At 68.4% G+C, this 21076-nt stretch carries 17 protein-coding genes and 7 pseudogenes; 11 read left to right on the top strand and 13 right to left on the bottom strand.

What is annotated here, in order from left to right; all coding sequences use genetic code 11:
• The first annotated feature begins 129 nt into the window (after window positions 1-129).
• Entirely contained in the window at window positions 130-1323 is a 1194-nt protein-coding gene (locus OHB56_RS02985) for a PP2C family protein-serine/threonine phosphatase (protein WP_406351468.1), read from the top strand.
• A gap of 454 nt (window positions 1324-1777) precedes the next feature.
• Window positions 1778-2623, top strand: coding sequence for an RNA polymerase sigma factor SigF (locus OHB56_RS02980; protein WP_406351466.1), 846 nt, complete (start codon window positions 1778-1780; stop codon window positions 2621-2623).
• 117 nt (window positions 2624-2740) lie between these two features.
• On the opposite strand, the gene OHB56_RS02975 is transcribed toward OHB56_RS02980, so the two are convergent.
• Window positions 2741-3615, bottom strand: a protein-coding gene (locus OHB56_RS02975) for an IS5 family transposase (protein ID WP_406350980.1) whose coding sequence is annotated in 2 segments (ribosomal slippage) — window positions 2741-3268 and window positions 3271-3615 — 873 coding nt in all. Because the reading frame shifts where the segments join, the coding sequence is not laid out codon by codon here.
• Window positions 3616-3659: 44 nt separating this feature from the next.
• Complete coding sequence (locus OHB56_RS02970) at window positions 3660-4061, bottom strand: ATP-binding protein (protein WP_406351464.1); 402 nt, start codon at window positions 4059-4061, stop codon at window positions 3660-3662.
• 241 nt (window positions 4062-4302) lie between these two features.
• On the opposite strand from OHB56_RS02970, the pseudogene OHB56_RS02965 reads away from it, so the two are divergent.
• Window positions 4303-4554: pseudogene (locus OHB56_RS02965) on the top strand (STAS domain-containing protein); the annotation flags it as partial.
• 304 nt (window positions 4555-4858) lie between these two features.
• On the opposite strand, the gene OHB56_RS02960 reads toward OHB56_RS02965, so the two are convergent.
• Entirely contained in the window at window positions 4859-5032 is a 174-nt protein-coding gene (locus tag OHB56_RS02960; protein ID WP_406351462.1) for a CsbD family protein, read from the bottom strand.
• 140 nt (window positions 5033-5172) lie between these two features.
• Between OHB56_RS02960 and OHB56_RS02955 the strand changes: the two genes are divergently transcribed.
• The 3 genes from OHB56_RS02955 (at window position 5173) to OHB56_RS02945 (ending at window position 7974) form a co-directional block, all read left to right on the top strand.
• A complete protein-coding gene (locus tag OHB56_RS02955) occupies window positions 5173-5343 on the top strand; it encodes a hydrophobic protein (protein ID WP_069783483.1) in 171 nt (56 codons plus the stop codon).
• A 398-nt stretch (window positions 5344-5741) separates the two neighbouring features.
• A complete protein-coding gene (locus tag OHB56_RS02950) occupies window positions 5742-6731 on the top strand; it encodes a S66 peptidase family protein (RefSeq protein WP_326756837.1) in 990 nt (329 codons plus the stop codon).
• 76 nt (window positions 6732-6807) lie between these two features.
• Complete coding sequence (locus OHB56_RS02945) at window positions 6808-7974, top strand: IS630 family transposase (protein ID WP_326756838.1); 1167 nt, start codon at window positions 6808-6810, stop codon at window positions 7972-7974.
• Between the two features lie 392 nt (window positions 7975-8366).
• Here the strand turns inward: OHB56_RS02945 and OHB56_RS02940 are convergent, their stop codons facing one another.
• A complete protein-coding gene (locus OHB56_RS02940) occupies window positions 8367-9281 on the bottom strand; it encodes a LysR substrate-binding domain-containing protein (RefSeq protein WP_406351459.1) in 915 nt (304 codons plus the stop codon).
• 142 nt (window positions 9282-9423) lie between these two features.
• On the opposite strand from OHB56_RS02940, the gene OHB56_RS02935 reads away from it, so the two are divergent.
• The 3 genes and pseudogenes from OHB56_RS02935 to OHB56_RS02925 all read left to right on the top strand — a co-directional run.
• Window positions 9424-10428: an aldo/keto reductase gene (locus tag OHB56_RS02935; protein WP_406351457.1), complete on the top strand. Its 1005-nt coding sequence runs from the start codon at window positions 9424-9426 to the stop codon at window positions 10426-10428.
• 32 nt (window positions 10429-10460) lie between these two features.
• Window positions 10461-10880: an SRPBCC family protein gene (locus OHB56_RS02930; RefSeq protein WP_406351456.1), complete on the top strand. Its 420-nt coding sequence runs from the start codon at window positions 10461-10463 to the stop codon at window positions 10878-10880.
• Between the two features lie 209 nt (window positions 10881-11089).
• Window positions 11090-11254: pseudogene (locus tag OHB56_RS02925) on the top strand (fic family toxin-antitoxin system, toxin component); the annotation flags it as partial.
• Between the two features lie 42 nt (window positions 11255-11296).
• Here the strand turns inward: OHB56_RS02925 and OHB56_RS02920 are convergent.
• Window positions 11297-11694 (bottom strand): annotated as a pseudogene (locus OHB56_RS02920) (transposase); the annotation flags it as partial.
• Between the two features lie 151 nt (window positions 11695-11845).
• Between OHB56_RS02920 and OHB56_RS02915 the strand changes: the two are divergent.
• Entirely contained in the window at window positions 11846-12247 is a 402-nt protein-coding gene (locus OHB56_RS02915) for a hypothetical protein (protein ID WP_406351454.1), read from the top strand.
• A pseudogene (locus OHB56_RS02910) lies at window positions 12248-12717 on the top strand (transposase); the annotation flags it as partial.
• A gap of 107 nt (window positions 12718-12824) precedes the next feature.
• Here the strand turns inward: OHB56_RS02910 and OHB56_RS02905 are convergent.
• The 8 genes and pseudogenes from OHB56_RS02905 to OHB56_RS02870 form a co-directional block, all read right to left on the bottom strand.
• A pseudogene (locus tag OHB56_RS02905) lies at window positions 12825-13544 on the bottom strand (IS6 family transposase); the annotation flags it as partial.
• Between the two features lie 21 nt (window positions 13545-13565).
• Window positions 13566-14576: a hypothetical protein gene (locus tag OHB56_RS02900; protein WP_406351452.1), complete on the bottom strand. Its 1011-nt coding sequence runs from the start codon at window positions 14574-14576 to the stop codon at window positions 13566-13568.
• On the bottom strand, window positions 14573-15808 hold the full coding sequence (locus OHB56_RS02895; RefSeq protein WP_406351450.1) for an ATP-grasp domain-containing protein: 1236 nt from the start codon (window positions 15806-15808) through the stop codon (window positions 14573-14575). Before OHB56_RS02895 ends, OHB56_RS02900 begins: the two co-directional genes overlap by 4 nt.
• 988 nt (window positions 15809-16796) lie before the next feature.
• Window positions 16797-17270: pseudogene (locus OHB56_RS02890) on the bottom strand (FAD/NAD(P)-binding protein); the annotation flags it as partial.
• Window positions 17270-18433: a hypothetical protein gene (locus tag OHB56_RS02885; RefSeq protein ID WP_406351448.1), complete on the bottom strand. Its 1164-nt coding sequence runs from the start codon at window positions 18431-18433 to the stop codon at window positions 17270-17272. The gene OHB56_RS02885 and the pseudogene OHB56_RS02890, both read right to left, overlap by 1 nt.
• A gap of 97 nt (window positions 18434-18530) precedes the next feature.
• Window positions 18531-19445 carry an HAD-IA family hydrolase gene (locus tag OHB56_RS02880; protein ID WP_406351447.1) on the bottom strand — a complete coding sequence of 305 codons (915 nt, stop codon included), beginning with the start codon at window positions 19443-19445 and terminating at the stop codon, window positions 18531-18533.
• Window positions 19435-19593, bottom strand: a pseudogene (locus OHB56_RS02875) (transposase); the annotation flags it as partial. The gene OHB56_RS02880 and the pseudogene OHB56_RS02875, both read right to left, overlap by 11 nt.
• Before the next feature lie 307 nt (window positions 19594-19900).
• Window positions 19901-20866 carry a YihY/virulence factor BrkB family protein gene (locus tag OHB56_RS02870; protein WP_326756662.1) on the bottom strand — a complete coding sequence of 322 codons (966 nt, stop codon included), beginning with the start codon at window positions 20864-20866 and terminating at the stop codon, window positions 19901-19903.
• Window positions 20867-21076 lie beyond the last annotated feature (210 nt).

The raw sequence follows: 21076 nt of genomic DNA, 5'->3' as shown, positions 1-21076 counted from the left end.
ACGCCACCCGACGGACTCGGGGCCTACCCGCACCGACCTGGCTCACCGCCCTGACCAGGGAAAGCGGGTGCATCGGGTGATGTTGCGGAAACTTGGGGAAAAAGTTGTGGCAGTCGATGGGAGGTTGCCGTGGAGGGCGGAGATCTGGAACTGGGCGAGTTGCTGGCCGCCGCGGAGGCGGCGCCGCCCGGTGAGTCCGTGGACGTGGTGGCACACGACCTGCAAAAGCGATTCGGTGCGGAACATGTGTCCTTTCTATTCGTCGACCTCATCGGTCAGCGGCTGGTACGGCTCGCCGCAGTCGGCGGTGATGCCGCGGGCCATGCTGAGCCGATCGGCCTACAGGGCAGCGTCTACGACAGCGTTCTGCAGAGCCAGCGCCAGCATGTGGAACCGGACGGCCAGGGCGGACGACGCGTCATCACGCCGGTCACCAACCGCGGCGACTGCATCGGCGTCCTGGAGGTGACCCTGCAGTCCGCCGACGACATCGTGCTCCGACAAGTGCGCGAGGCGGCCCACGCACTGGCCTACATCATCGTCACGGACCGCCGCTTCACCGATCTGTACCACCTGGGCCGGCGTACCACCGAGACCAGCCTGGCCGCGGAGATCCAGCATCAACTGCTTCCCTCGGCCCCCTGCTGCGAGGCGGCCCAGTTCACCCTTGCCGCCGGGCTGATCCCTGCCGACGACATCGGTGGCGACACCTACGACTACACGCTCGACAGCGACACCCTGCACCTGTCCATCACCGACGCCATGGGCCATGACACGAACTCCGCCCTGCTGGCCACCCTGTTGGTCGGCGCACTGCGGCGGGCACGCCGCAACGGCTGTGACGCCCTTAAGCAGGCCCACCACGCCCACCAGGCCCTGCTGAGCCACAACCGCGGCCTGGCCACCGGACAGCTGCTGTGCGTGGATCTCGAAACAGGTCTCTGCGAACTGGTCAACGCCGGCCATCCCTGGCCACTGCGGCTGCGCGACGGCACCGTCGAGGAGGTCAGACTCGCCGTCAATCTGCCATTCGGTGTGGTGGCACCCACTTCCTACCGCCTACAGGAACTGCACCTGCGGCCCGGGGACCGCCTGATCCTGCTCACCGACGGAATGCAGGAGCGCGGTGCCGCAGCCGTCGACCTGGCCTCGGTCGTTCACGCCACCCGCGCGCTGCATCCAAGAGAAGCCGTCCGGAGCCTGACCGCCGCGGTGCTTGATGCCTGCCATGGCAACCTCAAGGACGACGCCACGGTCCTGATACTGGACTGGCACGGCAAACGTCGCCGACCGGCCGGCACCGGGCCGGGCCCGCAGCGATGAGCCGCAGCGGCCCTCCGTACGACACCGCTTCGCCCACCACACCCTTGACAGAGTCATCGCCCGGGCCGCCAAACGAGACTCGGTCGTCCGGCTCGGATCGCTGCTGTGCCGCTGTGGCCAGGCCGCGCGAGCGCCACCCCTGACCTCGACGTTCGCAGGCGGCATCAGCCGGGAGAGGACCGGCCGCCTTGCCGGGCGCTCCTCGCATGACGACGTCCTACGCACCTCCGCCTACCAGCCGATGGACGCCGCCGGTCTCCGACGTGCCCGCTTGACAGGGATCGTCCTGAGAGCCGAGGCATCCCCCTGGGGTGCCTGGCCGCTCGGCAAGCGTGCTTCCTCCTTCGTTCGTGCGAGCGCAGGCATAGACGCAAGACGAAGGGGTATTCGCGTGGCGGCGTCGGCTGCATCCGGCTGGCAGCGCGGTTGGCTTCGATGGCGGGAGGGACATGTCATGGCGCTCACGAATGTGACGGCAACGGACACGCAGGCGCACGAGTTGCCGGAGGTCGCAGATCCCTCTCAGGTGGCGCCGAAGGATGCCCGCGAGCTGTCCAAACTGTTCTTCGACCAGCTGGCGGTACTTGAGGAGGGCACGCCGGGGTACAGCTACGCGCGGAACACGCTGATCGAGATGAACATGTCCTTGGTCCGCTTCGCGGCCGGACGCTTCCGCAGCCGCGGGCCGGAGGAGATGGAGGACATCGTCCAGGTCGGCATGATCGGCCTGATCAAGGCGATCGACCGGTTCGACCTCTCCCGGGAGACGGAGTTCACCTCCTTCGCCATCCCCTACATTGTCGGCGAGATCAAGCGGTTCTTCCGCGACACCACCTGGGCCGTCCACGTTCCGCGCCGACTCCAGGAAGCCCGCGTCCAGCTCGCGCGCGCCACCGAGGAACTCCGCAGCCGCCTGGGCCGCACCCCGACGGTGAAGGAACTGTCGGAGCTGATGAGCCTGCCTGAGGAAGAGGTACGGGAGGCCCGCCTCGCCGCGAACGGCTACAACTCCTCCTCCCTGGACGCCACCATCAGCGGTAGCGAGGACGGCGAAGCGGCGCTGCAGGACTTCATCGGCGCCCAGGACCAGGCGCTGGAGCTGGTGGAGGACTTCCACGCCCTGGCCCCACTGATCGCGGAACTCGAGGAGAGGGACCGGCGGATCATCCACATGCGGTTCGTGGAAGAACTCACTCAGGCCCAGATCGGCGAACGCCTGGGCGTCTCCCAGATGCACGTCTCCCGGCTGCTGTCGCGCACTCTCGCCCGGTTGCGGGAAGGCATGCTCACCGGTCGCTGAGAGGGTGCCCGAGCGTGGCGGGCACACCGCTGCCCGCCGGTGGGCCGGCGACTCCCGGGTCTTCGGGCCCGCGCTGCCGCCGCGGACGCGGACTAGGGCGTGTTGCGAAAGTGCTGGTCACAGCCACTCATTGATGGCTGCGACCAGCACGGTCGCTTCGTAGCGGACGGCGAGTTTCTCGTACCGGGTGGCCACGGCTCGGTGGCGCTTGAGGCGATTGATCCCGCACTCCACCGCGTGGCGCTCCTTGTAATCGGCCTTGTCGAACTTCGGCGGACGGCCGCCGCGAGAGCCGAGCTTCTTGCGGTTGCGGACCTGGTCAGCCTTCTCCGGGATGGTGCAGCCGATGCCACGTCTGCGCAGATAGGCGCGGTTCCCGCGGGAGCCGTACGCCTTGTCGGCGCGGACCTTGTCCGGCCGGGTTCGCGGCCGGCCCCGACCGATGCGGGGCACCCGGATGCCCTCCAGGACCGGCTGGAACTGCGGACTGTCGTGTCGCTGGCCGGCGGTGACAAGCAGCGACAGCGGCTTTTGCCCCTGCTCGACCGCCAGGTGCAGTTTGGTGGTCAACCCGCCGCGCGAGCGTCCGAGGCCATGGTCGTCGGGTTCGGTGTCGACGCCGCCGGGAGGCTCCTTCTGCAGTGCCCCTTTTTACGCGCCCCGGCGGCATGCTGGTGGGCCCGGGCGGTTGTGGAGTCCACGCTGACGTCCCACGTGATCAGGCCCTTCGCGTCGGCCTCGGCCTGCAGCTGCTCGAAGATCCGCTTCCAGGTGCCGTCGCGCTGCCAGCGCCGGAACAGGTCGTAGGCCCGGTCCCACGGTCCGTACCGCTCCGGCACGTCGCGCCACGGGGCACCGGTCCTGGTCCGCCACCGTATGCCGTCTATCAACTGCCGCCGGGTCCACACCGGCGGACGGCCCGGCTTTTTGCCCAGTGGCAGCAACGGTTCAAGCCGGGCCCACTGGTCGTTTGTCAGATCACCACGCCCCACGGCAGGTGATCATTCACGATCAAGATCGACTTTCGCAACACGCCCTAGTCAGCGGGCTTGCGCAGGTGGAAGTGAGCGACGACCTGTTTGCCGGTTTCCCGGGCGATGGTGTGCCACTGGTCGCACAGCTGGGCGACCAGGCACAGGCCGTGTCCGCCGACGCGGTGGGCGTCGTGTGCTCGCAGTTCGGGCGGGCGAGGGGAGCTGTCACTCACGGTGACGCGCAGCAAGGCGGCGTCGGGTGCCACTTCCAGCGCCAGGCCGCCCGGACCGGGCGCGTGACGCAGCGCATTGGTGACCAGCTCACTGACGATGAGTTGGGCATCTTGGCTCGGCCGGTGGTCGGGGTCGTGGCCCGCCTGGGCCAGCAGTGTGCGTACGGCCGCTCGGACTTCGGCGATCGATGTACCTGCCGTGTTCCAGGCGGCGTTGTATCGCAGGGGCACTGCGGGTTCCTGTTCCTCCGATGCCCGATTTTCAAGCGGGGTGACCATAATTCTTCCCGTGGGTCGTTCCTTATCGTTTCATCACAAGTTTTCGTATCGCGTAATTCACTTACCCGCTGCCGTCTTGTTCATGGGGTGCCCATCGTTCCTACTGTTCAGTGCGGGGCCGGTGCTGTGGCGATCGTGAACTTTTCGAGCATGCCGCCGACAGCCGACAGCCGACAGCCGACAGCCGACAGCCGAACTCCGTGAGCTGCTCACCACGCTCACCCTCCAGCCGGGCCAGCGCCTCATCCTGGACCTGGCCACCATGGAATTTCGCGGCTCCAGCGGACTCACCGCCCTGATCGCGGCCCGCAACCACGCCCACGTCGCCTGGGCGGACATCGCGCTCGCAGCCGTCCCTCCCCGCGCACTGCGCGTGCTGCGCGTCGTCGGCCTCGACCAGATCTTTCCTCTCCACCCTGACAGCCACTCCGCCACTCGGTCCTGACTCCAGCGGCGTTCCGGACCTGCGCAGCCGGCCGGGGCAGGGGAGAGGGACGGCGGGGAAAGACCTGCAAGGACCGCACGCAGCGTGCAGCGGTCACCTCCGTACGCCAGGGAAGCCGGCCCCGCGGGAGCGGGGTCACCGTGCCGCCGAGACGAATGGTCACAGCTCGTCGGCCTCCCATGCGTCCGGGACGGTGAATGCCGACGGCAAACGCCCGGAGCGCGATAGGCGAATGATACTCGCCGCAGCAAATCGAGGGTCTTCCCGAATCCTTTCCGGGAAGACCCTCGACCAATGCAACGCGTCAGTGCTTGAAGGCGTCCTTGGCCTTTTCCTTGGCCTCGCGGGCGTCGCCCTTGCTCTTCTGAGCCTGCCCCTCGGCGGCCATGCGGTCGTTACCGAGGGCGTTTCCCAGGGCCTCCTTGGTCTTTCCCTCGGCCTGCTCGGTCTTCGCCTGGGCCTTCTCGCCGGCAGTCATGGAATACGCCTCCTCTATATCTTTTGGTGCCGCTGTCGCGGTAATCCGCTTGTGCCCCGGCTGCTCCTTCGCAAACAAGGAGCCATCCAGGAATGGAGGAGCATTGGCAGGGCAGACGAAGCCGCAGGAGGTCGATAACTATGGTTCCCCTGCTTCTTGTTCTGCTTCTCGCGGTGATCCTTTTCGGTGCGGGTTTCGCCGTCAAGATTCTGTGGTGGGTGGCCCTCGCCGTGCTGGTGCTGTGGCTGCTGGGCTTCGTGATGCGCTCCACCACCACCGGTGGTGGCCGCGGCCGCTGGTATCGATGGTGACCTGACCTGACCTGACCCGCACCGCGCATCTGCTGGTAGAGCCCGGCCGTCATGACGGCCGGGCTCTACCAGCAGATGCGCGGTGCGTACGAGCACGAACCACACCGGACCAGGCTAAGTGGTCAGCGTCGTAAGTCCTTCGAGGGTTGACATCGGGACCCGATTCCACATCAGTCCGTTAGTGGTCTGGGGCGGCGAAGTGGGGCTGCCAGGCACAGTCGAAGGAGTCCTCGGGGTGCCGATGAACCCGTCATCGGCACCCGCCTTCCTGAGTTGTCCGCGTGGAGGCGGCCGGTGGGCCCAGCCGGGGTTTCAGGGCGTGATCACGCCGGTGAGGCGGAATATCGGCGGCACGGGCCTTGTTGGTCGCCATTATTGATCAACAAGAAGGAGGCCCCATGCCTGCGATCCTTCGGCCCCGCGCGCTACGTTCCGGCGACCTCGTGGTCGTTACCGCGCCCTCGGGCCAGCTTGAGCCGGGTGAGGAACCACTGCTTGCCCGCGGTGTGGCGATACTCGAGCGGATGGGTTTCCGCGTGCGGGTCAGCCCGATGGTCAACCCGGCGCAGAATCGCTGGTGGGCGTCGGGCACTCCTGCGGAGCAGGCCGACGAACTCAATGTTCTGCTCCGGGACCCGGAGGTGCGGGCCATCATCGCGCATACCGGTGGACAGACGACCATCGGCTATCTCGATCTGATCGATCTGGACGCGATCCGGGCCGACCCGAAACCGATCATCGGCTACAGCGATATCTCGCTGCTGCACATGGCGTTGTACGCCCAAACCGGCCTCGTCGGCTTCCACGCCGACATCGTCACCCACGGTTTCGGCAGCGATTGGTACACGCTGGGCGACGAGGCCCATCGCTCCGAGCTCGTCGACCTCTACACCCGGGTGCTCACCAAGGCAGAGGCGCCGGGCGCGCTGCCGGCGAAGGAGGCTTGGGAGACCTGGCGGCCGGGCAGCGCGCAGGGACCACTGTTCGGCGGCTTGCTGAACCGCCTGGTCCTACTGCAGGCGACACCGTTCGCGCCGGCCGCCGAACGGTTCGAGGGCGCCGTGTTGTTTTGGGAGGAGCTGCAGCGGCCGGTCTCGCGGATCTGGAACGACCTGCACACCTTGCGGCTGTCCGGTGTGCTGGACCGGATCGCCGGCATGGTGGTCGGCATCCCGACCGAGGTCACGCCTCACGAGGGTGGCGGACAGCGCGCAGATCTACGCGACGTGGTACTCGATGTCCTGGGCCGACGTGACATCCCGGTTCTCGCACAGGTCGACTTCGGTCACACCTCGCCGAACCTGCCGTTGCCCATCGGCGTCCGCGCACACGTGGACGCGGACAACCGGACGCTGTCCCTGATCGAGCCAGCGGTCGCGGAAGGCTGAGTCCTGTTGGATATTGGCGCAGGCCCGGAGGGCTGCGACCCGTTGTGTTCCGCTTCTCCAGATCGGCCTGCCTGTCATGCCCGTTGCGCTGGCTTGCCCGATCGTCCTGACCGCCGCCGAGCGCGAGCGACTGAAGAAGATGGCCTATGGCCACAAGACCCAGCACCGGCTACGGTGCCGTGCGCAGATCGTCCTGCACGCGGCACGGGGACGCTCCAACGCGCGCATCGCACACGAGACCGGCCTGCATCTGGATACGGTTCGTGCTTGGCGCGGCCGGTTCGCTCACGGCGGCCTGTCGGCCCTGGCCGACCGTAAACGCTCAGGGCGCCCGGCCCGCTTCACCCCCGTGCAGATCGCCGGGACCAAGGCGCTGGCCTGCCAGCTACCAGCCGAGACGGGTGTGCCGCTGTCGCGCTGGTCCTGCCCGGAGCTGGCCGCCGAGCTGACCTCACGCGGGATCACCGACACCATCTCCGCGTCCACGGTGCGCCGCTGGCTGCGCGAGGACGTGCTCAAGCCCTGGCAGTACCGGTCCTGGATCTTCATCACCGATCCCGACTTCCGCCCCAAGGCCGAGCGCGTGCTGGACCTGTACGCCCGCACCTGGGAAGGCGAACCGCTCGGCGCCAACGAGTACGTGATCAGCGCAGACGAGAAGACCTCCATCCAGGCCCGCTGCCGCTGCCACCCCACCCTCGCCCCCGGCCAGGCCCGCTCGATGCGGGTGAACCACACCTACGGCCGTGGCGGAGCTGTGGCCTACCTGGCCGCCTACGACGTCCACCGCGCACAGGTCTTCGGCCGCACCGAGCCCACCACCGGCATAGACCCGTTCATGGCCCTGGTCACCCAGGTCATGAACCAGGAACCCTACGCCAGCGCCAAGCGAGTGTTCTGGATCGTGGACAACGGCTCCTCCCACCGCGGGCAGAGGGCCGTCGACCGGCTGACCGCCGCGTTCCCGAACGCGGTCATGGTCCACACCCCGGTGCACGCCTCCTGGCTGAACCAGGTGGAAATCTTCTTCTCCGTCGTGCAGCGCAAGGTCGTGACGCCCAACGACTTCACCGACCTCAGCGAGGTCGCAGACCGGCTCCGATCCTTCGAAGACCGCTACAACGCCACGGCACAGCCGTTCCAGTGGAAGTTCACCACCTCCGACCTGGACGATCTGCTGGCCAGGCTCGACCGGCACACCGCCGACCGACACGAAGAATCCTCCGTCGCCCTGGCAGCCTGATCAACCCCCGAAGGACTTGCGACGCAGACCACTAAGGACCCTCAAAGAGAGGGAGGGGGGAGGCGCGTTGCTGTCGGGGGCGGCCGGACCGCGACGGTCCCGGTGCGCCGGGCGTTGGCACTCGCACCCGTACGACTCCGGCGGAAGGCGCCATTCGTCAGGTGCGCTGTCCTCTTCGGCCGAATGCGCACGGTCGGGCCTGGCGAGCAGCAGCGGGTGCGGTGCGTCAGGTCGTCGGCGAATTCCTGAAGCCGTGCGTGGGTCCACTGGCTCGCTCCGCCGCCCGAGGAGTGTCCGGATGGCGCTCCGGCGGGAGCATCCGATGAAACGGCACCGGTGGTTCCAGGCGTGGCCGGGACGGCGGTGACAGCGTGATGCCGTGACGCAGGGGTTCAGCCGGTGAGTTCGTGTTCCTCGTTTCCGGTACTCAGGACGGTCGAGCGGAACGAGGCGACGACTGGGCGGAGATCGATCCGGTGCCAGGCGGCCCACAGGCGCACGGATCTCTGGAACCAGGGGAGGTCGCGGACCGTGACTCCTGGGATGTGGCCGCGCAGCATGCTCTTCTGCACGAACGCCATGCCGAGCCCCGATGCGACGAGGCCGAGTGCGGTGAGGGGGTCTGGCGCCTCGAGCCGGATGTCGGGGGTGAAGCCGACGGCGGCGCAGGATGCGACGAAGTCGTCCCGCCAGGCGAGGTCCTGGCTGTCTTCCAGGGCGACCCATGGCTGGGCGTCGAGGTCTCCGGGCGGGATCTCTCTCACGTCGGCGAGGGGGTGGCTGGTCGGCATGGCCAGGAACAGGGGGTCCTCGAGGAGGAGTGCGCTACGCAGGTCCGGATCGGTCTCGGGCGGTGCCTGCGGGACCAGGGCGATGTCCAGGCTGCGTTGGCGCAGCCCCTCGAACTGCTGCGATGCGGTCAGGTCGTAGAGGGCGACGTGGATGCCAGGACGGTCGTCGTGCAGTTCCCGCAGGGCCCGGGGCAGGAGACCGGTGTGCATGGCGTCGCCCACGTATCCCACACACAGGCCGCCCTCCTCGCCCCGGCCGAGACGTCGGCCCAGGTTCTCCAGCCGGTCCGCGTGCCGCAGCAGGGCCGCGGCCTCGGTGAGGAAGACGCGGCCGTCGGAGGTGAGCCGGATGCGCTGCTGGCTGCGTTCGAACAGCGTGAGGCCCAGGCTCTTCTCCAGCTGAGCGATCTGCCGGCTCAACGGCGACTGCGAGATGTGCAGGCGTTCGGCGGCCCGGCCGACGTGTTCCTCTTCGGCGACGGCCACGAAATACCGGAGTTGGCGCAGGTCAAGCATGTAAGACCTCTCGGGACTCAAGTCTGTCCAAGCAAGTCTTGGACAGTCTTACCGGTCGATCCTAACCTCGACAGAGCAAGAGCCGCAGAGCGGAAAAACCCCACGAACTCTGCGTCACGCAATGAAAAGAAGGATCTTCCCCATGGGCATCAAGTCCCTTCTGCCGGGCACCCTCGGCTTCGGTACCGCACCGCTGGGCAACATGTTCCGCAGCATCCCGGACGAGGAGGCCGCGGCCACCGTCGAGGCCGCCTGGAACCAGGGCATCCGCTACTTCGACACCGCTCCGTTCTACGGCGCCGGCCTGTCCGAGATCCGACTGGGCGAGATTCTCGCCGACCGACCGCGCGACGAGTTCGTGCTCAGCACCAAAGTGGGCCGCGTCATCCTGGACGAGCTGGAGGACCCCACCACCCGGGACCTGGGCGAAAAGGGCGGCCTCTTCGCATACGGCCGCCCGAACAAGGTGATCGACGACTACACGGCGGACGCCACCCTGCGCTCCATCGAGGACAGCCTCACGCGCCTGAAGACGGACCGCCTCGACATCGTGTGGGTACACGACGTCGCCCAGGACTTCCACGGCGACCAGTGGCTGGCCGTCTACGAGACCGCGCGCACCGGCGCTTTCCGCGTGCTGCAGCGGCTCCGTGAAGAAGGCGTCATCAAGGCCTGGGGCCTCGGCGTCAACCGTGTGGAGCCGATCGAGCTCACCCTCGACCTGAACGAACCCCGGCCCGACGCGTTCCTCCTGGCCGGCCGCTACACCCTCCTCGACCACAGCCGGGCCCTGCAGCGCCTGCTGCCCACCGCCACCGAGCAGGGTATCGACATGGTCGTCGGAGGCCCCTACAGCTCCGGTGTCCTCGCCGGCGGCCGACACTTCGAGTACCAGCAGGCCCCGGCGGAGATCGTCACCAGGGTCGAGCGGATCAAGATCCTCGCCGCCGAGCACGGTGTGAGCGTCAAGGCCGCAGCGCTGCAGTTCGCACTGGCCCACCCCGCCACGGCCGCCGTCATCCCCGGCGCCACCCGGCCCAGCCGCATCGCCGAGGACATCGCCGCCCTCTCCGAGAGCGTCCCGGTCGCCTTCTGGGCCGCCCTGCGCGACGAGAAGCTCATCGCCGCCCACGCCCCCACCGCCTGACACTCCGCAGCACACCACAGAAAGCACCCACCATGGCCACCACCACCGCATCCCTCGACCTGCCGCAGGCCCCCGACCGCGTCTGGCGACTCATCGGCGGTTTCGGATCCCTGCCCGACTGGCTCCCCTACATCCCTGAGAGCGAACTGAGTGAAGGCGGCCGTGTGCGCCGCCTGACCAACCAGGACGGCGGTGTCATCATCGAGCGCCTCCAGGCCTTCGACCACGATGCGCGCAGCTACTCCTACGCCATCGAACAGGCGCCCTTCCCGGTGACCGGCTACCTCTCCACCCTGCGCGTCCACGCCGTCCCCGGCAGCCCTCACGCCTCGCGCATCGAATGGTCCGGCACGTTCACCCCCGTAGGGGTCAGCGACGCCGAAGCCGAGGATCTTTTCCACGGCATCTACACCGATGGTCTCGCCGCGCTCGAGAAGACCGCAAGCGCCTGAAGCGGAACGGGCGTCACTGAGCGCCGCCAGCGCGTACTGGCGGCGCTCGGCGATGCCGGGAACTGCGCCGGGGCCCATCGACGCGACGTAAGCAGGGACGTGCCGGAGTGCGTGCGGTGTACTCGGCCGGCCGCTTCCCGGCCGAACGCCACATGCTCTTCGACGAGGCCGAGGAAGCTCAGCAGACGGCTCGGGGAGCGCGCGACCTGATGGATCTGCACATCCACGTTCCCTGGATCCTGCAGGTCGCCGAAGCCGCCGGGGTGAACGATCCGGCTCCTGACGGCTACGGCGTCCCGGTCTCGGCGGTCGTCCGCCACCGGGCCGAGTCGTCCGAGCAGCCTGGGCACGACGGCCCCTGCGCCAAAGCCGCCCAGCCCGTCGGGCTCACCGAGCAGCCGGTCGAAGCCCAGGCCGCCGCGCCACTGCTTGAGACGGTTGATGCACCGCTCAACGGCATTGCGCTGCTTGTATGCCTCCGCGTCGAAGCTGGGTGGACGACCGCCTGTCCGGCCTCGCCGCAGGCGGTGCCCGATCTGGCCAGAGGGCTGCGGGATGACGGCCCGGATGCCTCGGCGGCGAGGATGCCGGCGGATTGGACGGCAGCGAAGATCTGTTGCCAGGTGCCGTCGGCAGCCCACCCGATCAGCCGTTTGCGTGCGGTCTGGAATGCGCCGAGTTCGTGAGGGAGGTCCCGCCAGGGCGAGCACGTGCGGTACTTCCAGGCGATGGCCTCCAGGGTGCGGCGGTGGACGGCCCACCGCCGTCCACGGACCGGATCGGTCGGCATCAGCGGCTCGATCCTGTCCCACATCGCATCAGTGATCACTAACCGGACAGACGCATCCGATCAACCGACCAGCCCATCAAAGAGGCACGCTCTAGGTGCGGCCGAGGAGGCCCTGGCACTGGAACTGGCCGACCGAGCGGACGGACTGCCGGACCGCGCCTTTACCGTTGCCTGCATGACCAAGCCGTTGATCCGGGCCACCGAAGCCGGCGGGACGTCCATCGACGACCCGTCGGAGGTGGCCGTCCACGACCTGCTCGCCGACATGAATCTGTCGCACCCGTTCGTGATCGTCGAGCGGACCGACAGGGAACCGGTCGACCAGCACTTCATGCAGGTCCACCTGAACGATGACTTCAGCTACCAGGTCGAGTACCGCGAGGGCGGCGACCACCTGCACTTCGAGGCGCATGTGCCGTGGCAGGGGGACCTCGTCGGGCCCGAGCCGGTGGCCGAGGTCATCGGGGACTGGATGCGCGGCGGCGACAGCTGGCGCACCGCACTGCCCTGGACTCCACTCTTTCCGGTCGGCAAGGACCGGCTGCAGAGTGGGGGTCCGGGGTCCGGCGGCCGCTGAGCCGTCAGGCCGTACGTTCGGCGGTGCCGCGCCCGCCGCACCGACACCCTCAAACTGCTGCTGGCGGTGCTGGTCACCGCCGCGAGCGTGCAGGCCTCCGACGCCGGCCGGACGCTCATCGAGCGAGTCGCCGCGGAGCATCCCACCGACCGCAAGACCTGGGCCGACGGCGGCTACCGCCAGCACCTCGTCGAGCACGCCGCCCGACTCGGCATCGACATGGAAATCGTCCAGTGTGTTCCGGGGACCAGGGGATTTACCCCGCTGCCGAAACGCTGGACCGTGGAACGGACCTACGGGGGCCTGATGTTCCACCACCGCCGGCCCGCGACTACGAAACCCTGCCCACCCGCTCCGAAGCCGTGATGCACCCCGCCACGACCGACCTCATGGCCCGCCGCCTCACCGGCGAAGCCACCCTCTCCCGGTGCGACCCGACACCACAGGATCAAACAGCCATTCCTGGATGAAACAACGGGGGAAACGACCTCTCAGCAGACGCTGTCACGTTGTTGGGCGTGTGAGTGCCTGATGGCACGTCGGGGCGTGGTGGGCTTGCGCTTCGGGCCTGAGGCCGGGCCGTGGTGGACCGGTCGGCGGCGCCGGTGATCTGCTCCCGGACGGCGAAGCGGATGGTCGTCTCGGCTCGGTGGTCGGGGGGTCTCATCGGGTGGCGGCGGGGCCGGAAGAGGGGGGTGAGATGCCGCTGAACACGGCCAGGAACAGACGTGCTCCACCAATGCCGCGGAGGCCCTTGCCCGCGCGTTCGCGCCGGCGGGTGGGCTGGTGGCAGTTCTCGGCCTGGTTGTTGAGGCCCTTGTGCGAGCGGTGCTCGGCCCCGGGCATGACCTGGAGGTGGGACGGTGCCATGGGAACAGGGCTTGTCGGTGACGATCACCCTGGGCACCGTCCAGGGCTTCCGCTTCGGGCAGCGGAAGAAGCGGCCTGCGGCATCCCTGTCCCGGCGGCTCCGCGGGAGGGTGTCGAGCACGTTGCCGTCCTGGCCGACGGCCCGTCACAGGTACTTCTGCTCCCCATTGATCTTCATGAAGACCTTGTCCAGGTGCCACGTGTCCCCGGGGCCGGGGCCGGTGGCGGCGCAGTCCGTTCGCGTAGGTCTGGCCGAACTTGGCGGACCGGCGGCGGATGGCCCTGTAGGAGATGCTGACGCCGCGTGCGGCATCAGCATCTCCACCTCAGGGAACGACAACGGGAAGCGCAAGTGCAGCCACACGCCGTGGGAGAGGGTCTCGACCGGGTGCCGGTGCCCCTGGTACGACGGCGGCGTACTGCCCACGGCCTGCCCCCTCCACCACGATCAACCCGAAGATCGTTCCACCCGGTCAGCCAACGTGACAGCGCCTCCATCCGGCCGCACGGGCCGCGGCTGTCCGGTGCCGGCTGCATCGAGGCCGCGGGGCTCAGCCGGGCGGCGGGCTTTCCTGAGCGTCCGGGCCACGGCAATGGCCGTGATCGACGTGATCAGGAGAAGTGTCGTCCAGTCGAAGGGGCCGCCCCAGGCGACTTCCACGAGGTACGTCGTACCGGGCAAGGCGGTCAGCAGGGTCATGGACACCAGTGGGTCGGCCCGCTGCAGCCCGATCTGCAGAAGGAACAGTGGCACCGTCACCGCGCAGACCGCCGCCCCGGCCAGTAGAGCCGGGTGGAGGCCGGTGTCCGCCCAGTTCCCGTCGCGTAGGAGCAGCAGTCCTGCGATTGCGTAGGTCAGGTGGAAGCGGCGGGCTGTGGTCTCCGTGGGACCGACGCCCGCCCTGCCCAGCGCCGATGAGACCAGTGCGAGGCCGGCCGCGCCGAAGCCCGCTACCACGACGAGCAGCAGCGCGCCCACCGTGGCCCACAGCGACCCTGGCGGCCCGGACCGCACCGGTGCGAGCCGCCAGGCGAGGGCCAGTCCCAGAAGCACCAACAGGAGCGCGCCGGCCATAGCGCCCTGGGTCGGCCGCCGACGGTGCGCTGCCGCCCCGATCAACAGCACCGCGACCGGGCCCATGGCCGTCTCCACCGTGCTGGCGAGTGCGGAGGGAATCTGGGAGATCGCGAGGTAGAAGGAAAGGAAGGTTACGGCTGTGAGCAGGTTCATGAGCAGGGTCAACCGGGCTGTGCCGGAGCGACGGCGGGCCCGGTGCCGGTCCCGCCCGCCGAGCCCCCTGCCCCTGAGCATGAGCACCGCATTGAAGATCACTGCACTGGCCGCGAAACCGATGCAGGACAGGGCCAGACTGCCGGTCGGGGTCAGCCGCCCGGTGAGTGAGCCAAGTGTCGCGGCCTGCATCAGCACCGAGACGGAGATCATCAGGATGGCGTTCACCGCTGCCCAGGCTCCTCGAGGCGGTAGAATTCTCCGGCGTCCTCCAATTCGTGAAGCGACTCCAGTACATGCTCCAGGAGCGCAGTGTCCTCGTGGACGAGGAACGCGATACCGCTCGCGCCTGTGGTCAGGTACCGGTCCGGCACCGGCAGTCCGATCTCCGGCAGCCGTGCCACACTGTGAAATCCGGGCATCCGCCGCAGGATCCGCAGTCCGCCGACGGACCGCAGTATTCCCTCTCCCGCAGGCCGGAGGTACACCTTCGCGACAGCAGCCGCGGGCTGGTACCCGAGGGTGAAGCGGTGCTCGAATTCCGCCGGTCGCAGGAAGCGTTCGACCACGAGGTGCTGGTGGCTGTACCCGAAGGCCGCGTGGTACGGATCCGGATCCAGACAGGGGCCCATCACGCGGGAGTTGACCTCGACGAGCCGTGGTCCGGCGGGCGTCAGCATCACCTCGGTATGAGCGGCCCCCTCCTTGATGCCCAGCGCGTCGAGGCAGGCGAAGGTGTAGTCCACCACTTCCTGTTCGCCCGGGCAGAGCGCCCGCAGGGAGAGCATGTGCCTCAGGACCGGGACGCCGTCGATCCGGTCGATGCGTTCGCCGTAGACCTCGGTGAGGAGATGCCGGCCGGCCATGCTCACCGTGTTGACGACGTACTGGTTGCCGGCCAGGAACTCCTGCACCAGCACGCTCTCGTTCACTTCGCCGATCAGGTTGCGTTCACCGATGACCCGGGTGAACGCGGCTTCCGCTGCTGCCCGGTCCGGACATACTGTGCAGCCGTCGGTGCCCGCGCTGTTACGGGGCTTGACCACGAGCGGATATGCCGGGGCGCCGTCGAGGAAGCCGGCCAGCGCGGCGGCGGTGGACACCGACTCCGAATCAAGGCAGGACACACCCGCGGCCTGCAGCGCCTGCATCATCAGATCCTTGTCGCGCCGCGCGGCCCGCAAGGCCGGGTCGTGGTGCGGCAGACCGAGCCGTTCCGCAAGCTCGTCCGCCAGCGTCACGCCGAACTCGCTGGCTGCCATGATCGTCCGGACACCCAGTTTCCGCAGTTCCCGTTCCGTGGCGTCCAGATCGTGATGCAAGACCCGGTGCGGAGCCGGATCGTCGTCGTATGCTGCCTTCCGCTCGGCGGCGTAGACATGGACGCAGTCGGCTCCTTCCTCGCGAAACGCCCGGGCGAGTTCCACTCCGGTGGAGACCGGGTCGACGAGTGAGATCACGCTGGGTTCTCCTCTGCCAGTTGGCGAGCCACATAATGGGCATGTTGTGCCGCGGCTCGCAGGTAATTAACGACGGGGAACACAGAACAGGCCGCGGAACCAAGTGCCCAAATGCGCTCGGGTGGACGGTCGGCGCCGCGTTCCAGCCGGAGGTCGGCGCGGACCCGTACGGGAGACTCGTCCGGTGGCTCCCCCCGGTCGAGGCGGAGCCACCGGACGCGGTGACGGTGTGCGTCGGCCTGCGGTGTCCGGCGGCGGACACGACGTGATCGAACCGGGAAGCGCTACCGTCCTGCCACTTGACACGCCAGCCTCCGCCTGGTTCCTGATCGATCCGTTCCGGACACAGCCCGGCCAGGGAAAGCAGGCCGGCGTCCGCGTAGTGCAGTAGCAGCCGTGCATTGCGCTCGGGGATCGCCGACACGTACCGGGAGACCGCCTTCCGGTGCAGGGCGAGGATGCGCTGCCGATCGGGAGCGGGCCAGTGGGGCAGCACGGTGTTCATCGCATCGATGACCTCGGCGATCACGTCCTGCCACGGTACTTTCCCGGCGGCAGTCCGCTCCGTTTCGGTCCGGAGCCGTGCCAGGGCGTGCAGATGTCTCCCGGGTATGAGTCCGGACGGGCCGTCCGCTCCGGCGCGTGCTGCGCGCAGCAGCTCGCGGGCCGTCCGGCGTATGTCCGTCTCTGTGGCCCACCCCGCTCTGTCCTGCCATTGGACGGCGAACCCGTGAGCAGGTTGTCGGGTCAACCGGGTTCGGACTGCCGGGAGTTGCCCTGAAGGCGATGCCATGACGACCTGACAGCCCCGGGGACAGAGAATCAACGCCGTGTCCACTGCACTGAGTTTGCTGCCGAGTAACAGGACCCGGGCACCTGCCGGAACGGCACGGAGCTCGGCAGGCGAGGCAGGCAGAACCGTGACCCCGATGGAGTCGACGTGCTCCTGCAGGACCGGTGGGACGAACGGACTTCCACTGCCCGTGCACAACAGCACATCGCCCGCCGACAGCACCCGGCCCGAGGCAAGGGCGAGCCGGTACGCCCCGAGCTCGCCGACGACGGAGCGCACCTCGTCGCGCTGATGCCGTACTCGGACACCCGCCCGGCTCATGGAGTCCCGTGCGGCCAGGTACCGCTCCCGGGCGTAGCTGCCCACCAGGTAGCGGGGAATGAAGTCGTCCCGGTGGACGGGCCAGCCTCGGCCGGCCAGATACCTCAGGAGGTCTGACGGGCCGTCGGGATCCAGCGAGGTGACGTCGAGTGAGGTGTTGCAGATGAACCGGGTGTCGCCGGGGGAGAAGGGCTGGGTGAGTCCGATCTCGTTCCAGGAGGCGATGGTCACCTCGTCGATGCCGGAGACGGATCCCAGATGTGTCAGAGCAGCCACTGCGGTGGGCCCGCCGCCGACGATGACGATGCGCTTGCCGCCCCCGCTGGAGGCGTGTCGCTGTCCGGCCATCAGCCGAGGCCGCGCCGCAACTCGGCGAATCGGCGACCGAGCTCGTCGGCGCGGTCGAGGACATCTGACAGCGGTAGCACGGGGCAGTCGTATCCTATGACCTCGCGCATCACCTGATGGTGGTGGTCCGTGAACCGCACAGTCCCGTCGGACTCGATCCGCGCGATGCCGTCGTGGGCGAGGCCCTCCTCGTTGATCCGGCGTGCTGCCTGCTCCGACATCCCCTCGGGCAGGGCGAGAGTGCCCCCCCGCTCGCAGGCCAGCACCGGGTATCCGCCCGGCAGACCAAGCGGGCCGGGTGTGTGGACCAGGCGTTCCTCCTCGCCCAGCAGGCTGTCCAGGACCGTGACGGCTGAGGCCGCTGTCAGCATCCCGCCCAGGGGTCCCCCATGGCGCGTGTGGTCTGCCGCAGAGCGGGCGGCAATCTGTGCGGTGTCGAGGGACGCTGTCACGTCCTTGTCTCCGACCATGACGGACAGGGCATAGGGTGCGCCGCCGGAGTGGCCGAGGCGGGGCAGCCGGGTGCTGGCGTAGTGAGCGGTGACCAGCCTCACGGACACGTTGTCCACCGGCTCCGTCAGCAGGTCGGCTGCCGCGTGGCGGAGAGCAGGCAGGGGGTTGGCAACGTTGCCGATGCCGACGAGGGGAGCGAGACCCGCGCCGGCCAGCGCGGGATGCGATGCGTCGGGGAAGGCGGCGTTGACCACCGTGGTGTCGATCCCCGACATCCTGACCGCCTGCATCAACTGGAGCAGAGGCGCGAGATGCATGGGCAGCCAGGGTCCGAACTGGGCCTGGGAGAGTTCCTCCCGCAGTGGTTCCGGTAGGGAATTCACCACCCACCAAACCTGCTTGCTGGCGGTGGTGAACACGATGTCCGGGCGCAGATCGGCCAATGTCCGGGTGGTGGTGGTGGCGGTGACATCGGTGAGGTCGATCACCGCGGTGCCGAACGTCCGGTGGAAGCCGAGCTGGGCGGCCGTGAGACGGGAAAGGTTCGCCCGTTTCGTCACCGCGTCGCCGTCGCGTCCGGCGACGACGAGCCGAGGTCCGGTGGGACGCCGGATGAGCATGGCCAGGGCGTACGAGCCAAGGTTGCCGAGCCCCAGTACGAGGAGGGTCTTGGCAGCGAGGGGTGTCGTGAAGGCCGACCTGTCAGACATGGTGTCCCGTCTCCCGTCGTGATGTGGACTGTGTGATCGACTGGGCCAGGTCGGCGAGCCGCACATGACCCTCGGGGGCGAGAGAACTGCGCCCTCCCTACCTCCGTGCCTGCTCGCCGCCGGGATCTCCGAGGCTCGACATCACCAGCTCGGCCTCGTCGAAGAAGTGGTCCCGGGACACGGCGGTCGGGGTGACCAGGCAGGGGATACCGGCTCCTTCCGCGGCGAGCAGTCCGTTGCGGTTGTCCTCGACAACCACGCACTCCTTGGGGTGCCTGCCGAGCTCCGTGACCGCACAGGTGTAGATGTCGGGTGCGGGCTTCTTGGCCGTGCCGTTTCCCGGGATCACCGTGAACCGACTACTCAGCACGCGACCCATGACCGAGACGAGGACAGCTCGTACGGATTCCTCCGCACCTGCGGAGGCGACAGCCAGCTGCCGTCCTCCGGCCGCCGCCTCCGTCGCCAGGCGGCGCACACCCGGTCGGACGGTCAGTCGGCCGCGGTGTATCAGTTCGATGTAGATCTCGGTCTTCCGACGATGCCATGCACGGATGGTTCGCAGCCACTCGTCGTGTGTGGCCGACAGCGGGAAGACGGAGCGGAACGTGGGATCGGACCGCAGGCTGTCGAGCCGTTCCAGCCCGCCGGAGATACGCAGGGTGGCCGCGTACTGCTGAACAGTCCAGAAGTTGACCTTCGACACCCTCAGTTCCAGCACCTCGCGCAGCGTTTTCGGAGGGATGCCGCTTGCTCCGTGCAGCACTTGAGGAACTCCGGAGGCCGAGGCCAGCCGGACGATTCTCCGAGTGTGGATCGTGGACGGCTCGGTGTAGTCGCCGTGCAGGGTGCCCACATCCGGGCTGAAACAGGTGACACCCGTCCGCCGGATGAACCCCATGGCCCTGTCGTGTGCGGAGTCGTCGTCCATGGTCCCGTGGCCGACCGCGGCGCGGCCGATCCGCTCGAACTCTCCCTCAATGTCGGCTCCGCGGGCACGCGCCTTGTTCACGCTGGTGCTCGGCCGCCGGCGTCAACTCGACCAGCGACTTCACCGGGCTGTCCGCGCAGAGAATCGCGTCGGTCAGTTCGAAGAGTGCGTCCGAACGGGAGTACAGACAGTCGTAGAATTCAACCCGAAAGCGGGACAGGATGCCCAACGTTTCGACGGCGGGGCCTCGGCAAGGAGACTCATCTCAACGACTGTTCCTTCACGCTCCGTGACTCGACGCATCGAAGCGCGAAGGAACGGCCGCGTCTCACGATCCCAGAAACGGAAAATCTCAGCAGGTCGGGTGACGCGCATGGTTAAACAACAAGCTCAGCGGTGTGTTCGTCATATGGGGGAGGGGCCGCGCGGGCTGAGTGGGGGACATGGTGGTAGGCGGGCCGCCGTGGCAAGGGCTGCAGAACGGACAACACGGCAACGGCGTGTCTCGTACCGACGCGGCGTGTCCTCCTCGACGGTCAGCGGCCCGGCCCGGGGTCCGACCGTACTGCGGTGTCGATACCGGCACGCGCCGCCTCCAACTGGGCCGCGAACGCGATGCCGAGGAAGAGAGCGACGGCGGTGAGGTTGGCCCACAGCAGCAGGGCGACGAAGGCGGTGAGCGGCCCGTACAGGGCGCCGAACGCGCCGCTCCCCTCGACGTAGAGCGCGAGCAGCCACGTCGCCGCGACCCACAGCAGGAGATGAACGGCTGAACCGAAAGCCAGCCACGTGTAGCCGGGCTGGGCCCGTCGGGGCGACCAACGGAAGATCACCGCGGAGGCGGCCCACGCCAGCGCCAGCCCCACCGGCAGGTCGAGCGCGCCCCACCACCCCGTGTCACTACCCGGCTGCCCGGCCACGCGGGCCACCGCGTCGCCGACGGCGTCGCCGGCGACGAGCACGACGAAACCGAGCACCAGCGGCAGACCGGCCGTGAACGCGAGGAGGATGGCCCTGCCGTATTTATGAGGGAAAGGGCGATCGCGCTCGATGCCGTAGATGCGGTTGGCGCCCCGCTCGATCTGGCCCATGGCCGAGGCGAGGTTCAGCAGGGCGAAGCCCAGACCGAGCCACAGGGCCAGCGTGGCCCCGAGGTCGCGGTGGGCATTGCGCCGCGTCCCGTCGAAGGCGTCCTGGACGAGGCCGGCGCTGGCGCCGGGCACGATCCGGCCGAGGGTGAGTTCGATGACCCGGCCCACACTCTCGGTGTGCACCGAGGTCGCCAGACCCACCAACGCCACGGTGCACGGCACCAGACCGAGGACGACTTGGAAGGCGAGCGCCCGGGCGTTGGTGAACCCGTCCGCGTAGCGGAAGCGGGCGAAGGAGTCGGTGAGCAGCCGCAGGCTTCCGTAGTGCCGCAGCGCGGCGAACGCCTCGTCACCGGAGAGTTCGTCCCCGATCATGTCCCGAGTCTGCGGAACGTGAACGACGGTTCCCATACGCGCACGCTCCTCGCCTCGAGTGGGTCTGCTCCACTTATTGGTCGCCCCTTTTTCCGGCCTCACACCTTTGAGGTGAGGCGGTGGCTCTGTTCGTTGAAGCGAGCAGCACCATGGTGCTCGCCTCGGCACAGGCGGATGGGAGCGGTTGCAACCCCGTGAACCCGAATCCCTTCCCTTGGGTGAGGAGCCGTCGCTTTTCCATATCTG

The organism is Streptomyces sp. NBC_01635, from assembly GCF_045209715.1.
Classification (GTDB): Bacteria; Actinomycetota; Actinomycetes; order Streptomycetales; family Streptomycetaceae; genus Streptomyces; species Streptomyces hirsutus.
The sequence above is the reverse complement of the archived record's forward strand: the minus strand, read 5'-3'. Positions and strand labels throughout refer to the sequence as shown.

Coding starts and splice junctions, on each gene's coding strand:
- OHB56_RS02960 (WP_406351462.1), bottom strand. CDS start 5,032: ATGACTGCCGGCGAGAAGGCCCAGGCGAAGACCGAGCAGGCCGAGGGA.
- OHB56_RS02930 (WP_406351456.1), top strand. CDS start 10,461: ATGGCCACCACCACCGCATCCCTCGACCTGCCGCAGGCCCCCGACCGC.
- OHB56_RS02915 (WP_406351454.1), top strand. CDS start 11,846: ATGACCAAGCCGTTGATCCGGGCCACCGAAGCCGGCGGGACGTCCATC.
- OHB56_RS02950 (WP_326756837.1), top strand. CDS start 5,742: ATGCCTGCGATCCTTCGGCCCCGCGCGCTACGTTCCGGCGACCTCGTG.
- OHB56_RS02980 (WP_406351466.1), top strand. CDS start 1,778: ATGGCGCTCACGAATGTGACGGCAACGGACACGCAGGCGCACGAGTTG.
- OHB56_RS02935 (WP_406351457.1), top strand. CDS start 9,424: ATGGGCATCAAGTCCCTTCTGCCGGGCACCCTCGGCTTCGGTACCGCA.
- OHB56_RS02870 (WP_326756662.1), bottom strand. CDS start 20,866: ATGGGAACCGTCGTTCACGTTCCGCAGACTCGGGACATGATCGGGGAC.
- OHB56_RS02885 (WP_406351448.1), bottom strand. CDS start 18,433: ATGTCTGACAGGTCGGCCTTCACGACACCCCTCGCTGCCAAGACCCTC.
- OHB56_RS02955 (WP_069783483.1), top strand. CDS start 5,173: ATGGTTCCCCTGCTTCTTGTTCTGCTTCTCGCGGTGATCCTTTTCGGT.
- OHB56_RS02940 (WP_406351459.1), bottom strand. CDS start 9,281: ATGCTTGACCTGCGCCAACTCCGGTATTTCGTGGCCGTCGCCGAAGAG.
- OHB56_RS02945 (WP_326756838.1), top strand. CDS start 6,808: ATGCCCGTTGCGCTGGCTTGCCCGATCGTCCTGACCGCCGCCGAGCGC.